General features: G+C 69.3%; 14 protein-coding genes and 1 tRNA gene. 6 read left to right on the top strand and 9 right to left on the bottom strand.

The window, feature by feature from the left end; all coding sequences use genetic code 11:
* Positions 1-126 precede the first annotated feature (126 nt).
* The gene (locus ACOOE8_RS07155) at positions 127-951 is read left to right on the top strand and encodes an SDR family NAD(P)-dependent oxidoreductase (RefSeq protein ID WP_420394652.1); all 825 of its coding nucleotides are present in this window, start codon (positions 127-129) and stop codon (positions 949-951) included.
* A 104-nt stretch (positions 952-1,055) separates the two neighbouring features.
* Here ACOOE8_RS07155 and ACOOE8_RS07160 read toward each other — a convergent pair whose 3' ends face one another.
* Positions 1,056-2,123: a lactonase family protein gene (locus ACOOE8_RS07160; RefSeq protein ID WP_420394143.1), complete on the bottom strand. Its 1,068-nt coding sequence runs from the start codon at positions 2,121-2,123 to the stop codon at positions 1,056-1,058.
* 141 nt (positions 2,124-2,264) lie between these two features.
* On the opposite strand from ACOOE8_RS07160, the gene ACOOE8_RS07165 reads away from it, so the two are divergent.
* Both ACOOE8_RS07165 and ACOOE8_RS07170 read left to right on the top strand, forming a co-directional pair.
* Positions 2,265-3,332: an isocitrate/isopropylmalate dehydrogenase family protein gene (locus ACOOE8_RS07165; protein ID WP_420394144.1), complete on the top strand. Its 1,068-nt coding sequence runs from the start codon at positions 2,265-2,267 to the stop codon at positions 3,330-3,332.
* A gap of 25 nt (positions 3,333-3,357) precedes the next feature.
* Positions 3,358-4,083, top strand: coding sequence for a GntR family transcriptional regulator (locus ACOOE8_RS07170; RefSeq protein ID WP_420394145.1), 726 nt, complete (start codon positions 3,358-3,360; stop codon positions 4,081-4,083).
* 120 nt (positions 4,084-4,203) lie between these two features.
* Here the strand turns inward: ACOOE8_RS07170 and ACOOE8_RS07175 are convergent, their stop codons facing one another.
* Genes ACOOE8_RS07175 through ACOOE8_RS07200 form a run of 6 tightly spaced genes read right to left on the bottom strand, consistent with a single transcriptional unit; the run spans position 4,204 to position 10,714 of the window.
* Entirely contained in the window at positions 4,204-4,983 is a 780-nt protein-coding gene (locus ACOOE8_RS07175) for an ABC transporter ATP-binding protein (RefSeq protein WP_420394146.1), read from the bottom strand.
* Complete coding sequence (locus ACOOE8_RS07180; protein WP_420394147.1) at positions 4,980-6,011, bottom strand: ABC transporter substrate-binding protein; 1,032 nt, start codon at positions 6,009-6,011, stop codon at positions 4,980-4,982. Before ACOOE8_RS07180 ends, ACOOE8_RS07175 begins: the two co-directional genes overlap by 4 nt.
* A gap of 22 nt (positions 6,012-6,033) precedes the next feature.
* On the bottom strand, positions 6,034-6,807 hold the full coding sequence (locus ACOOE8_RS07185) for an ABC transporter permease (protein ID WP_420394148.1): 774 nt from the start codon (positions 6,805-6,807) through the stop codon (positions 6,034-6,036).
* A complete protein-coding gene (locus ACOOE8_RS07190) occupies positions 6,807-7,658 on the bottom strand; it encodes an ABC transporter permease (RefSeq protein WP_420394149.1) in 852 nt (283 codons plus the stop codon). Before ACOOE8_RS07190 ends, ACOOE8_RS07185 begins: the two co-directional genes overlap by 1 nt.
* Entirely contained in the window at positions 7,655-9,583 is a 1,929-nt protein-coding gene (locus tag ACOOE8_RS07195; protein WP_420394150.1) for a tripartite tricarboxylate transporter permease, read from the bottom strand. The genes ACOOE8_RS07190 and ACOOE8_RS07195 overlap by 4 nt, the downstream gene beginning before the upstream one ends.
* A gap of 45 nt (positions 9,584-9,628) precedes the next feature.
* Complete coding sequence (locus ACOOE8_RS07200) at positions 9,629-10,714, bottom strand: Bug family tripartite tricarboxylate transporter substrate binding protein (protein WP_420394151.1); 1,086 nt, start codon at positions 10,712-10,714, stop codon at positions 9,629-9,631.
* Between the two features lie 75 nt (positions 10,715-10,789).
* Between ACOOE8_RS07200 and ACOOE8_RS07205 the strand changes: the two genes are divergently transcribed.
* Positions 10,790-11,935 (top strand): Ldh family oxidoreductase, encoded by a 1,146-nt coding sequence (locus tag ACOOE8_RS07205; protein ID WP_420394152.1) that lies wholly within the window; start codon positions 10,790-10,792, stop codon positions 11,933-11,935.
* An 81-nt stretch (positions 11,936-12,016) separates the two neighbouring features.
* On the opposite strand, the gene ACOOE8_RS07210 is transcribed toward ACOOE8_RS07205, so the two are convergent.
* Together ACOOE8_RS07210 and cpdR are read right to left on the bottom strand one after the other, a co-directional pair.
* Positions 12,017-12,091: transfer RNA gene (locus tag ACOOE8_RS07210), tRNA-Val, on the bottom strand.
* 55 nt (positions 12,092-12,146) lie between these two features.
* Positions 12,147-12,509, bottom strand: coding sequence for a cell cycle two-component system response regulator CpdR (gene cpdR, locus ACOOE8_RS07215; RefSeq protein WP_420394153.1), 363 nt, complete (start codon positions 12,507-12,509; stop codon positions 12,147-12,149).
* 192 nt (positions 12,510-12,701) lie between these two features.
* Here cpdR and ACOOE8_RS07220 point away from each other — a divergent pair, with 192 nt between their 5' ends.
* Positions 12,702-13,601, top strand: a complete 900-nt coding sequence (locus ACOOE8_RS07220; RefSeq protein ID WP_420394154.1) for an N-formylglutamate amidohydrolase — start codon at positions 12,702-12,704, stop codon at positions 13,599-13,601.
* A gap of 311 nt (positions 13,602-13,912) precedes the next feature.
* Positions 13,913-14,704: a histidinol-phosphatase gene (gene hisN / locus ACOOE8_RS07225; RefSeq protein ID WP_420394155.1), complete on the top strand. Its 792-nt coding sequence runs from the start codon at positions 13,913-13,915 to the stop codon at positions 14,702-14,704.
* Positions 14,705-14,706: the final 2 nt, after the last annotated feature.

Consider the following 14,706-nt stretch of genomic DNA (forward strand, 5'->3'; position numbering starts at 1 on the left):
TCCGTCCCAACGCCGAGGCGATGCGCTGGCCCGAAGCGCGCGCGCCGAGGCCATCGCCTGCGATGCGCCCTTCCATTGGCCCGGCATCGCTCGCCGGATAGTATTGGAGTGCAAGCGGGAGGATGCATGGCAAGGCTGCAGGGCAAGACGGCGTTGATCTTCGGCGCGGGATCGGTCGGCGACGGCTGGGGCAATGGCCGCGCCACCGCGGCCGTGATGCTGCGTGAGGGCGCGCGGGTCTTCGGCACCGACCGCGACACGGCCGCGCTCGCCCGCACCGTGAAGATGGTGGCCGAGCACGGGCGCATGGAGAGCGCTCCTTGCGACATCACCAGCACTGCCGATCTCGACACAGCCATCGAAGCCTGCCGACAGGCCTTCGGCCGGATCGACATCCTCGTCAACAATGTCGGCGGCTCGGTCCCTGGCGACGTCGTCGGTCTGCCGTCCGAAGCTTGGGATGCGCAGTTCGACCACAACATCAACTACGTGTTCGAGACGATGAAGCGCGTCGTGCCGATCATGGTTGAGCAGGGCGGCGGTGCCATCGTCAACCTTGCGTCCATCGCGGCGCTGCGCTTCTTCGGCCCGGACTGCGTCGCCTATGCAGCCGCCAAGGCCGGGCTGATCAAGATGGGGCAGGTCACCGCCGTCAAGTACGCGCGCCAGCACGTCCGGGTGAATACGGTCGTGCCGGGGCTGATGAACACACCCCTCGTGACCGTCCGCCTCGCTGGCCAGCGCGGCGGCGGAGATGCCGACAGGCTGATCGCCGCGCGCCACGCGCAGGTGCCGATGGGGCACATGGGCGATGGCTGGGACGTCGCGCACGCCGTCGCCTTCCTCGCCTCGGACGAGGCAAAGTACATCACGGCGACCGAGCTCGTCGTCGATGGCGGCTTGCAGGCGACCTGCGTCGCGCCCAGCCACGTCATTTCAAGCGACTTCTGACAACACGGCGTCGTCGAGGACCGTTCGGGGCAAGCACCCCCTCTGCGCCGACGGGCGTGGTCGCGGTACCGCCGCCGACGGGGATGGAGCTCGGCGAGCCTCTCCTACGATGCCGACGGTGATGCGAAGACGATGCAGGTCGGGCTGCCGGTCTCCACGGCGCGGGAGGGCTCCCCAAGCGATCCGTCGCGCGGATCGACGGGAAACGAGACGACGGTGTGGCTCGTCTCGTTCGCCACGTGCAGCGTCGTCCCGCGCGGATCGAGGGTGATGAAGCGTGGCGTCGTGCCGCCCGACGGGCGCCAGCTGCGCGGCGACAGCGCGCCCGAGTCCGGGTCGCACGCCAGCACCGCCACGCTGTCGTGGCCTCGGTTGGACACGTAGATCGTGGAGCCGTCGGCGCCGGTCACGATGCCCGCCACGCGGTTGTTCGCGGTGAACTCACGCGGCAGCGTCGGCACCACGAACAGCGGCGTCAGCGTTCCTCTTTCGGCGTCGAAGCCGTAGGTGGTCACGGTGGAGTCGAGCTCGTTGGCGACGAAGGCGAACGGACGGCCGGGATGGAAGGCGACGTGGCGCGGCCCGGCAGCCTCGCGCGTCGCCACCCAGCCGGGATCGGCGAGGGCGAGCGTCCCCGTCGCGACGTCGAGCCCGAGCACGAACACCCGGTCGAGACCCTTGTCCGGCACCACGATGAAGCGTCCACCAGGGTCGAAGGGGCAATGATGGGGGTGCGCCCCCGCCTGCTCCACGCGATGCGGTCCGATCTCTCCGGGAACGTCGAGGAGGTGCGCGGGCGGGCCGAGGGCCCCACCGTCATCCACGGGAAGGCTCGCCACGGTGCCGGTCGCGTAGTTCACCGTGATGAGCCAGCGGCCGGTGGGGTCGAGCGCGAGGTGCACCGGATTGCGTCCTCCGGTCGACCCTCGACCGAGGAACGACAGCCGGCCCGTCTTCGGGTCGCGTGCGAAGGCGCTCGCCTCGCTCCGGTCGCCGTGGACGGCGTAAAGGGTGCGCCCCGTCCGGTCGAGCGTCAGGAAGGACGGGTTGACGAGATCGCCGACGGTCTCAACGTGCCGCCACCGGCCGCCGTCGTCCTCGGCGAACACCTCGATGCCGCGGCCCTGCGCCCCGCGCTCCCGGGTGGTACGGCACCCCACGTAGACGAACATGCGCTCCGCTCCGGCCCCTGGCGCCGCCGTCGGTCTTGCCGCGCAACGCCAAGGTTTGGCGGATGGCTGCGCAGTATGCAACAACGTATGCACAATGCAGCCATGGCCGCCGCATGGCCGCCGCAACCCTGTGGACAGAAGATGAAGCTCGCGGTCCTTCCCGGTGACGACATCGGGCCCGAGATCACGGACGCCACTCTGGTGGTGCTCGAGGCGGCCGACCGGGCGTTCGGGCTCGGACTCGACGTCGACGTCCACGAGGTCGGCATGGCCTCGCATCGCAAGAACGGGACGACGCTGCCGGACGGCGTGCTGCAGGCGGCGCGGGCGGCGGACGGCATCGTCCTCGGCCCGGGCGGGATGACGCTCTATCCCCCGCGCGAGGAGGGCGGCATCAACATCCCCGGCACCATCCGCAAGGAGCTGGACCTTTACGCCAACATCCGGCCGGCCCGCTCCCGGCCCGGCGTGCCGAACGCCCGTCCCGGCCTCGACGCAGTGATCGTGCGCGAGAACACCGAGGGCTTCTACGCCGACCGCAGCCTGTTCATGGGCTACGGTGAGTTCATGCCGACGGAGGATGTCGCGCTGTCGCTGCGCAAGATCACCGCCAAGGCATCGCGGCGGATCGGCCGCGCGGCCTGCGAGGTGGCGCGCGAGCGCAACGGCCACGTCACCATGGTCGGCAAGCGGCACGTGCTTCAGGTGACGGACGGACTGTTCATGCGCGAGGTCGAGGCCGCGGCCGCCGACTTCCCGGGCATCGAGCTCAACGAGATCGACGTCGACGCGATGGCGGCGGACATCTACCTGCGGCCCGAGCGGTTCGACGTGATCCTCACCACCAACATGTTCGGCGACATCCTCTCCAACCTCGCCGCGGCGCTGTCGGGCGGGCTCGGGCTCGCCGCGGCGCTCAACGTCGGAGACCGGCACGCGGCGGCGAACGCGGGCCACGGCTCGGCGCCCGACATCGCGGGCCAGGGCATCGCCAATCCGAGCGGGCTCATCATGTCGGCGGCGCTCCTCCTGCGGTGGCTGGGGACGACGCATCAGAGCCCCGCCTTCGGTGCGGCGGCGAGCGCCATCGAAGGCGGGGTCGACGCGGCGCTCGGCGTCGCCGACAGCCGTACAGGCGACCTCGGCGGGAACGGCTCGACCCGCCGCTTCGCCGAGGCGGTGGCGGCCAACCTGCAGGCCGGTGAGTAGGAATGCCTGGGGCGGTGCTGGGCACGTGACCACGATCCGACGCGACGGCGCCGATGCGCTGCTTACGCCCGCCCCCCCATCGCCGGACGAAGCGCCGACTTCGAACGCCAGTCACGCCTACGCGGTCCTGAAGCGGCGGATCGTGGACAACTTCTATGCCCCCAGCGCCACCGTCCCGGTGCAGGAGGTCTCCGCCGAGCTCGGAATGAGCCGCACGCCGATCCGCGACGCGTTGATCCGGCTCGAGAAGGAACGGCTCGTTGAGCTCGTGCCGCGCTATGGGTTCCGGGTGCTCGGCATGTCGGCGCAGGGGATGCTGGACATCTACCAGATCCTTGCCGGGCTCGAGGCGGTGGCGATCGAGCTCATCATCGAGCGCGGGCCGACGGCGAGCGAGATGGCGCGGCTCGGTGCCGCCGCCGATGGACTCGCCGCCGCGCTCGAAGAAGGGGACCTCGACCTCTGGGCCGAGGCGGACGCCGTCTTCCACACGGCGCTGGCGGAAGTCTCCGGCAACCGCCAGCTCGTTGCCACCGTGCGCCAGTTCGCCGAGCAGACGAGCCGGGCGCGCGCGGTGACGCTGCGCCTGCGACCGGCGCCGACGACCTCCACCCAGAACCATCGTCGGCTGGTGGAGGCGATCGCGGCGGGCGACGCTGTGGCCGCGAGGGAGATCCACTGGAACCAGCGCCTACGCAGCGGCCGCGAGCTTGCGGACATCCTCCGCCGCCTGAACATGCGCCACCTCTAGAGCATCCTGGGTCTTCTCAGACCCAGATAAGATGCTCTAGCTCCTTGATTAAAGGCGGTCTTTTTAGGGTTTGGTGGTTCCACCTAACCCCAAACCGCTCTAAGGCGCCGAAGAACGGAATTAGACCCGCACGCCCGCCTTCAAGGTGTGCCAGATGGTCTGTCGGAGGTCGACGAAGGCAGGGTCCGCCTTCACGTCCTCGCCGCGGGGGCGGCCGAAGGGGACCGGGATCAGGCGGTCCACCCGCGCCGGGCGCGGGGTGATGACCGCCACCCGGTCGGCCAGGTAGAGCGCCTCCTCGATGGAGTGGGTTACGAAGAGCACCGTCTTGCGCTCCTGGTTCCAGATGCGCAGCAGCTCATCCTGGAGGATGTCGCGCGTCTGAACATCGAGCGCGCCGAACGGCTCGTCCATCAGGAGGATGTTCGGCTTGATGGCGAGCGCACGGGCGAGGCCGACGCGCTGCTGCATGCCGCCGCTCAGCTCGTGCGGGTAGGCCGCCTCGAACCCGCCGAGGCCGACCATGTCGATGTAGTGTTGCGCGATGTCGCGCCGCTCGGCCCGCGAGACGGACTGCGCCTCGAGGCCGAACTCGACGTTGCCGAGCGTGGTGCGCCAGGGAAACAGGTCGAAGCTCTGGAACACCATGCCGCGGCCCTCGCCGCCCACGGTTCCCGTCACGTCGCGGCCGTCCAGGAGGATCGCGCCGCTGTCGGGCGGCACGAGCCCGTCGATGAGGCGGAGCAGCGTGGACTTGCCACAGCCGCTAGGCCCCAGGATGGCGAGGAACTCGAGGTCCGGCACCGCAAGGTCGAGGCCGTCGACGACGCGGATCGCATCGCCGCCGCCCCGGCCGTAGCTCTTGGAGACGTTGCGGACCTCGAGCTTTGGAGGGCTCATTCAGCCTCCAGTTCCTTCAACGCCTGTTCGACGAAGCTTGTGTCGATGACGGTGTCGAGGTCGACCGTCCCTTCGACCGCGCCGGCCGCCTTGTAGATCGGCATCAGCTCCTCGTAGACCGCCACGCGATGGTTCATGTCGCGCGGCCAAGCATTCACTTCGTTGGCAAGCTGCATGCGGATCGCCTCGATCTCCTCCTCGCTGGCCGTCGCCATGGTGTCCTGAGTGCCGTACTCGCGGAACGCTGCGGCGTACCACTCGGGGTCCTCCTGGGCGCGCCGGAAGGCCTTGATGTTGGCCTTCAGGAGGTCGACGGCAGCGCGCTGGTTGGCCTCGTCCTCGAGCCACTCCCCGCTCGCCATCCACACCTCGCCGAGGAAGTTGTCGTAGACGCCCCACGGCTCGATGAGCACCGTGTACTGATCCTGCGGCAGCTGCTGCGCCTGGTCGAAGTGGATCGGCACGGCGTCGACGCGGCCGGCCAGCAGCGCGCGCAGTCGCGTGCCCGAGCCCCCCATGGTGATGACGTTCACCTCGTCGATGTCCACGCCGGCGTCCTGCAGCGGCTTGATGAGCATCACGTGGGTGAAGTCACCCGGCGAGTTGACGGCGACCGTCACGCCGTCCTTCTCGAGGTCCTTCATCTCCTTGATCGTCTCGGCGTTCGCCACGAACACGAGGCTCGTGTTGGTGAACGCGTTGCCGATGATCTTGAGGTCGGCGCCTGCTTCTACGGCGCGCAGCGTGCTGATCGCGTCACCCGCACCGAACTCCGACGAGCCGGTGAGGACCGATTGTGTGATGACCTCCAGCTTGCTGTTGCGCTCGACGTTGGGCGCGCCGTAGCCCTCCATCTCCGGCAGGACCTCGTTCAGGGCTGCCATGTAGGGGATGTGGATCCCGAGCGAGTTGGCGACGATGTCGACGTCGAGCGTGCGCTCATCCTGGGCGTGCGCGAGCCCACCCGTCGCAAGGAGTGCGGCGCCGGCGACCGCGCCGGCGACCCTCAGGCTGGTTCTGTGCGTCATGTCGTTCCCTCCGTTTTGTCTGTCATGGTTGGCCTCCGCGCATCCCCTGCCGCGCGGTGTACCAAGGGGCGATCCGCTCGCCTGCACCTGCAAGCAGTGCGTTGCCGGCGAGGCTCACGACCATCAGCAAGATGAGGTAGGCGAGCAGGGGCGCGACCGAGAGGTCGAGCCCCGTCTGGAAGATGAGCCCGCCGTACCCGGTGATGACGAACATCTCGGCCACCACCATCGCGCGGATCGCGTGCACGAGACCGAGCCGCGCCCCGGTGATGAGGTAGGGGAAGAGCGCTGGCAGCAGCACCTTGCGGTAGAGCGCGATGCCGCCGACCGAGAAGGACCGTGCGGCATTGACGTAGCGCACGTCGATGCCGCGGGCGCCGTGGTAGGCGGTCATGACGATGTAGCCCACCGAGCCGACGAACACGATGGCGATCCGCATCGCGAGCCCGGTGCCGAACAGCAGCATGAAGATCGGCACCAGCGCGGCGATGGAGGTGACGACGATCATTCCCACCCACGGGTGGACGAAGGCGTCGATCCACGCGACGCGACCCATCAGCGTGCCGAGCGGCATGCCGACGAGGCACGCGAGGCCGAAGCCGATCAGCATCTGCCGCAGCGAGCCGGCGAGCTCGACCAAGATGTCGCCACGGGCGATCATGTCGATGAGCAGCGGCAGGACGATGCTCGGCGCCGCGAGCAGGAACTCGCCGAGCGAGCGCCCCACGATCTCCCAAGCGACGACGACGATCGCGATCCCGCTGAGCTTGAGGGCAAGGTCACGCAGGCGATCCATCAGGCGTCCCTCACGCTCCAGGGAAGAAGCCGCACCTCCGCCCGCTTCACCACCTCCTGCAGGGCGAGCCCGAACAGGCTGACGAGGAAGACGACGCCGAGCATCGTCGGCGCATCGAACCGGCTCGACGCCGTCTGCATGATGGCACCGAGGTTGACGGCCGCGAAGAACAGCTCGGCCGTGATCATCGCGTTGACGGCGCGCACCACGCCGATGCGCAGGGCGGTGAACACGAAGGGAAGGCTCGCCGGCAACAACACCTTGCGAAGGCGCGCGAGGCCGGTGACCTGGAACGAGCGGGCCACGTTGAGCACGGCGGGGTCGATGTTGCGCGCGCCCGCCGACACGGTGATGAGGACGTCGAACACGCACATGAAGAACACCAGGGCGACCCGAGCCTCGTAGAACAGGCCGAACCAGATCATGATGAACGGCACGAAGGCGACCGAGGGGATCGCGAAGAACGCGTTTACGACGGGGTCGAACATGGTCGCCGCGGTGCGGTTGCGTCCGAGCAGGAACCCGAGCGGCATCGCGACGGCAATGGCGAGCGCTAGGCCCGCCACCATGTGCTGCAGCGAGTTGAGGAAGCCGAGGGGGATGGCGCCGCTGGCGAAGCCATCGACCATCGCCCAGAAGACGCGGCTCGGCGCGGCGAAGACGACGCGCGGCAGCAGGCTCGCGACGACTTCCCAGACGAGGAGCCCGAGCACGAACGAGAGCGGGTAGATGAGACGGGTTCCGCCGCGCGAGGAGGCGAGGGCCGCGAGCGTGGTCATGCGGCGGAAGGGCGCGAGGACGGCGCTCCCGCTCGTCAGCTCCCGGGGTCGGCGCGGGGACTCGCTGCTCATGTCAGAAGATCCATCACGAGGCCCTCCGGCAGGCGCAGGTTCAGTGCCTCGGCGACGAGCATCATGCCGATCACCGCGAACGCCGTCAGTCCCGCCACCACGACGATCCGCGCTCGGATCATGCCGTAGAGCACCACAGCGAACAGGAGGACCATGGCTGGCAGAAACCCGACGACGAAGATCGCCGCGATGAAGGCCGCGAAGCCGGCGAAGAGCAATGTCAGCGGATACTGGCGTTGTTCGGCGGCGGTCGCGTCCTCATCCCCGGCCGGAGACGGCCGCCACGGCCGCGTCCGCGCCACGAAGATCAGCCAGAGGGCGCCGGTCGCGGCGACGACGCCCAGCGGAAAGATGCGACCGAGGAAGGCGCGGTCGATGCTATCCATCCCCGCAGCGACGAGACCGACGAGGACGACCGCCAGGAACCCCAGCTCTGCCCCTCGGTTCGGCGCGGTCTCCCCCTCGGTGGAGACGCTGCGTGCGATGCGCACTCCGAGGATGATGGACGCAAGGGACATGAGCCCGAGCACCAGCACGATGGGCCGCTCGAACCAGCTCCAGCCATAGAACTGCATGGACTGGTAGAGGTACCGCTCCACCCCCGCCGACAACACGAAGCCGATGAGGAGCGCCGGGCGCGGCCAGCCGAGCCGCTTCATGACGATGCCGAGCAGCCCCATGACCGCGAGCAGCACGAGGTCGCCGAACGAGCGTGTCGCCTGGAACGCGGCGAAGCAGATCATCGAAAGGATGAAGGGCGCGAGGTAGGAGAACGGGATCTCCGTCAGCCGCGCCACCGGCCGCGCAAGCACCACGCACAGCCCCGCGCCGATGATGTTGGCGAGCGCCAGCGACCAGATGATCACGTAGACCGTCTCGAGGTCGCTGCGGATCATGGTGACGCCGGGCTGGACGCCGATGAGGATCAGCGCGCCGAGGAAGATGGCGGTCGCGCCGGAACCCGGGATGCCGAAGATCAGGGTGGGAACCAGGGCGCCGCCTTCCTTGGCGTTGTTCGCCGACTCGGGTGCGATGACGCCACGGATCTCGCCCTTGCCGAACCCGCTGCGGTCCTTCGTAACCTGGACCACGTGGGCGTAGGCGATCCAGTCGATGACGGTGCCGCCGATGCCAGGGATCGCGCCGAGCAACGAGCCGAGCGCTGAGCAGCGCAGCACCAGCCAGCGGTTGCTGACAACGTCGCGCAGGCCTTGGCCCCAGCCGCTGCCGAGGCGCGTGTGCTCGGCGATCGCCTTGCCGCGCGACAACAGGTCGATGATCTCGGGGACGGCGAACAGGCCGAGGCCGAGCACGACCAGCGACAGCCCGTCCGAGAGGTAGACCGAGCCCCCGGTCATGCGGATTTCGCCGGTCGCGGGTGCACCGCCGACCGCGCCTAGGAGGAGGCCGAGGCCCGCCGCGATCAACCCCTTCTCGATGCTGCGCCCGGAGAGCGCGCCGACGACGCTGAGCCCGAGGATCGACAGCATCAGGAGTTCCGCCGAGCCGAACGCGAGCACCAGCGGCCGCGCGACCTGGATGAAGAGCGTGAGGAGCAGGGCTCCGAACACGCCGCCGATCATGGACGACAGGAACGCGGCGCTGAGCGCCCGCGCCGCCTGTCCCTGGCGGGCGAGGGGAAACCCGTCCATGACGGTCGCCTGGGCGGCCGCCGACCCGGGGATGCCCATCAGCACCGAGGTGAACGTGTCGCCGGTGGAGACCACCGCGAGGAGGCCGATCATCAGCGCCAGCGCCGACGTCGGATCCATGCCGTAGACGAACGGGATGACCAGCGAGATGCCGGCCGCCCCGCCGAGCCCGGGGAAGACGCCGACCGCCAGACCCAAGAGCACGCCGAAGATCAGGTAGACGGGGTGCGAGCCCGACAGCAGCGTGCCGAAGGCGCCCTGGATGATGTCCATGGATGCGTGACCCGGGCGCTCAGCCTCCCTCGGGTCGTTCCTCCGTCAGAGCCGGTAGTCGTACTCCTCGGCGAGCCAGTCCACGATCTCCCGTCGCGTGTCGTCATCGAGGCTCGTCGCCCGCTCGAGCGCACGCTCCACCCGCGGTGCGACGACGTGCGGGTTCTTGCCGAGGATGCTCTCGCGTCCCTCGAGGTAGGCGGGATCCTCGACGACCTTGGCGGCCGCATCTCGCCACGCCTGCACGATCTCGTCCGGCGTTCCACCGGGCAGAAAGATGAACTTCTCCGTGCCGTAGCCGGCCTCGATCAGCGCCTTCATGACCTCGAAGTCCTCGCCCGACGGGGGCTCGCCGTGCAGCGCCTCGTAGGCCTCGCCGAAGTGGGGGATCTGCGGGAAGGACGGGTCGCGCTCGAGTTCGCCCTCGTCGTTGACGACGCCCCAGGCCCACAGCGGCACGACCTCGCCGGCTTCCTCGCGCGGCTGGACGTGGTCGATGTATCCGGCCGAGGTCTGCATGTCGATCTGGCTCTCGCCGCGCTCGAAGGCGAGGCGCTTCGGGCCAGAGCCCTCCATCCCGAACACCGGCTGGACGTCGAGGTCGAGCATGCGGAACGCCCACAGCGCGAGGAGGTCCAGCGACGAGGCACCTTGGCTGCCGAAGCGCAGCGTCTGGCCCTTGAGGTCCTGGATCTCGGACGTGTCGGACACGCCGAGGTCGGGCTGGATGTAGACGACGGCGCCGCTCGCGGTCGCCATCACCGGCTCGAAGTCGCGATAGTCGTACTCCACCCGCGGGTCGCCGAGGAGGTAGGGCATCACGGTCGAGCCGCCCGTCTGCAGCACGGTCCGGCCATCCGGCTCGGCACGGTTTGCGAACTGGTTGGCCCCCAGCGTCGACCCGCCGCCTGGCACGTTGCGCACGATGATGGTCGGCTCGCCGGGCAGGTGCTTGGCGAAGATGGGCGACAGGAACCGCGCCATCGTGTCGGTGCCGCCGCCCTCGCCGAAGGGCACGATCCACTCGATGCGGTCGCCCGAGAAGTCGACCTCCTGGGCCGAAAGCCCAGCGGGTGCGGCCGCAACCATCGCAGCGACGGCCCCGGCGGCCAGCAATGTTCTGATGGTCATGTTGGATCCTCCCGAGTTTCTCGTTTGTCTCGGAGCGTAGGACTGTACGGTATGGTATGCAATGAGGGATGCAGTGTGGCGCAGTTGACGAACACTCCGGCGACTTCGACGGACGCGAACCTCCCCCGCGGCGGTGATGAAGGTCGCGAACGACCGGCGGTTATAGTCGCAGCGGACGATCTGCTGCGACACGTTACGGCGCTGTTCGTCCACGCTGGCCTGCCCGAGGGCGACGCTGCCACGGTGGCCGACTGCCTGGTGCGGGCGAACCTGCGCGGGGTGGACACGCACGGCGTGTTCCGGGTCGCAACCTACCTCGAGCGGCTGCGGGCCGGCCTCAACAATCCGCAGCCGCGGATCGCGGTCGAGCGGGTCGGGCACGCCGCCGCCCACGTCGACGGCGACAACGGCATGGGCGCGGTGGTCGGCACGCGTGCCATGGGCGAGGCCATCGCGATCGCGGGCGAGGGCGGCGTCGCGCTCGTCTCGATCCGCCACTCCAACCACTACGGCATGGCCGCGTACTACGTGCTGCAGGCACTCGAGGCGGGGCTCGTCGGGATGGCGTTCACCAACGCCTCGCCGGCGCTGCCGCCGTGGGGCGGGCGGGCGCCGTTCCTTGGAACGAGCCCGTTCGCGGTCGCCGTCCCTGCCGGCCGGCAGCCGCCCTACGTCCTCGACATGGCGATGAGCGTGCTCGCCCGCGGCAACGTCTACGTCGCCGCGAAGACCGGGCGGGCGATCCCGCCGGGACTGGCGCTCGACGGCGCCGGGCGGCCGACCACCGACCCGCAGGCCCTCATCGACGGCGGCACGATGCTGCCCTTCGGCGGCGTGAAGGGCTCGGCGCTGGCAATGCTGATGGACATCTTCGGCGGCGTCCTGTCGGGCGCGGCGTTTGCCGGCAACGTCGGCAACCCGCATACCTCGTTCGACCGGCCGCAGGATGTCGGGCACCTCTTCGTCTGTTTCCGGCCCGACCTCTTCATGCCGCTGGAGCGCTTCCGCGAGCGCATGGACGAGTTCGTCCTTGCGGTGAAGGCGCAGCCTCGCGCCGAGGGTTTCGATGCGATCCTGGTGCCGGGCGAGCGCGAGGCACAGACGGAGCGGGTGCGCCTTGCCTCCGGTATCCCGCTGCCAGCCGAGATCGCCGAGGCCATCGCTGCCAAGGGCGAGCGAGCCGGCCTTTCGCCGCTCCCCGTCTCTGCCGGCAAAAGCTGACCTCCGCCGGACGTTGCTCCGCGCGTGCTCAGCAGCGGCGGGTCGGCCGACGGCGGAAGCATCCTACATGTCAAACATGGATGGTGGGCGGTACTGGGATTGAACCAGTGACCTCTGCCGTGTCAAGGCAGCGCTCTCCCGCTGAGCTAACCGCCCGGGCGTGTGCAGCGGAGCGTCGTCATAGCCGGCGCCGGGTCGCTGCACAAGCGCGTCACGCGTACTCAAGCAAGCGACCCACCTCGCGGACCAGCTCGCGCAGGTGAAACGGCTTGGACAGCACCTTCGCCCCCGGCGGCGCACCGTGCTCACCGTCGAGCGCCACCGCCGCGAAGCCGGTGATGAACATCACCGCAAGGTCAGGGTCGAGGCGCGTGGCGCGGCGCGCGAGCTCGATGCCGTTCATGTTCGGCATCACGATGTCGGTGAGGAGGAGGGAGAACGGCTCTTCGCGCAGGCGTTCGTAGGCGAGCTCACCGTCCTCTACCGAAACGACGTCATACCCGGCGCGCTCCAGCGCGCGGTGCAGGAAGCGCCGCATGTCCTCGTCGTCTTCGGCCAACAGTATGCGCATCATGTCCGCGCGGCCGATCGTGCCGCGTCCCTGTGTCGTGGTGTGCGTGCGGGGGAGTGTGCGACGGGGCCGTTTAAGTCGCGGTCAAGCGTGTGGCTTAGGAGCGGCTTACCGGTGCATGCTTAATTCGACGCAGCGGGAGTGAGGCGGTCGATGGATCGGCGCCGCCCTAAGCGAGGTTCCAAGGAGCCCTCGATGGACATCATTGACGACTTCGTGGCCGACGCGACCTTCGCGCTCGTGACCCCGTCGGCGCCGGCCGTGCCGTTCGTCTTCAGCGCGCCGCACAGCGGGACCGTCTATCCCCGCTCGCTCCTGCAGCGCACCAAGCTCAGCCGGCTTACCCTCCGGCGCTCCGAGGACACGTTCGTGGACGACCTGTTCGCCGGCGTCGGCGCGCTCGGCGCACCGCTCCTCAAGGCGCATTTTCCGCGCGTCTACGTGGACCTCAACCGCGATCCGGCGGAGCTCGACCGGACCATGTTCGACGGGCCGGTCAGCGTCCCAGTAGTCGGCGACAGCGCCCGGGTCGCGGGGGGGCTGGGGGTCATCGCACGCATCGTCGGCGAAGGTCAGGACATCTACGATGCGCCGCTCCCCGCCCAAGAGGCGGCGGACCGGCTTTCCACCTGCTATCGACCCTACCACGCAGCGCTCGACGAGGCGGTCACAGGCGCCGTCGAGGCCTTCGGCTCCGCCGTCCTCATCGACTGCCACTCGATGCCGTCCGGTGCAGTGCGCGTGGAGACGCCGGGCGGGCCGCGTTGCGACGTCATCCTCGGCGATCGCTACGGACGGAGCTGCGCGCCTGGGCTGGCCGATGAGTTCGCCCGCCTGCTGCGCCGCGGTGGCCTCGCGGTGGGCCGCAACAGGCCTTACGCCGGCGGTTACATCACCGAGCGGCACGGACGGCCGCCGCTTGTCCATGCGATCCAGCTCGAGGTCAACCGCGCGCTGTACATGGACGAGGGCACGTTCGTGCGCACCGCGAACTACCATCCGTTGCGGAGCATCTTGACGGACGCCTGCGCCGGGCTGGTCAAGTGGTACCTTCAGCGGCAGCCGGCGTACGACTGGCCACAGGCCGCGGAGTAGTCGACGAAAAAAAAGGCCGCCCCGAAGAGCGGCCTTAAGTCTAGGGAGGAAACGCCCAAGGAGGGCAGCGAGACGACAACGTCGTCCCGCGCTGCAACAAATGAAGCCGCAACGCACAATCGTCAAGGTGCCGATTTGGTAGCCAACGCAAAATGCTGCCTAGCAAATGCGCAGAGCAGCCATGCAGCGACGTTCGCGTCGTGGGCATCGCCGATGCGCCGAGCCTTATCAGCGGTTTGCGGAGCGCGTTGCGCGAGGATCGCGCGCGCGCGCTGTGTGACGAGCCGCGCGCATGGCTCCCATGCAAGGCCATGATCGCCGACGCGGACCTGCTTCATGCGCTCGCGGATGCCGCCGAGGCGGCAGTGCTGCCGCACTTCCGCCAACTCGCCTACGTGGACAACAAGGCGAGCGAGGGCTTCGACCCGGTCACCGTCGCCGACCGCGAGGCGGAGGCTGCCATGCGCGCGATCCTCGCCCGGGAGCGGCCGGACGACGCCGTCGTCGGCGAGGAGCTCGCCGAGGCGCGTGGCACCAGCGGGCGGACCTGGATCCTCGACCCCATCGACGGGACGCGCGCCTTCATCGCCGGGCTGCCGACCTGGGGCGTCCTCATCGCGCTCGCGGAGGACGGGAGTGCCGTGCGTGGGATGATGGCCCAGCCGTTCGTCGGCGAACGCTTCGTCGGCGGACCGGACGGGGCTTACTGGTCGCGCGGCTCGCAGCAGCACGCCCTCGCCGCGCGCCGGTGCGCGACGCTCGGTGAGGCCGTCCTCGCATCGACCGGGCCACAGCACTTCGATGTCAGCCGCAGGGAGCGGTTCGCAACGCTCGCCGCGGCCTGCCGCATGGTGCGCTACGGGACCGACTGCTACGGGTATGCGATGGTGGCCGCGGGGCACATCGACGTCGTCGTCGAGGCCGGGCTGAAGGTAGTGGACATCGCGCCGTTCGTGCCGATGATCACCGCCGCGGGGGGGACGGTGACCGATTGGCAAGGCGCGCCCTTCGGGCATCGCCTGCTGACGGACTTCCGCGGCGACGTCGTCGCCGTCGGGGACGCGGACCTGCTGCCGCAGGTGCTCGCTGCCCTCGCCGAGTGAAT

Origin of the sequence: Acuticoccus sp. (assembly GCF_965213555.1) — a bacterium.
GTDB lineage: Bacteria > Pseudomonadota > Alphaproteobacteria > Rhizobiales > Amorphaceae > Acuticoccus.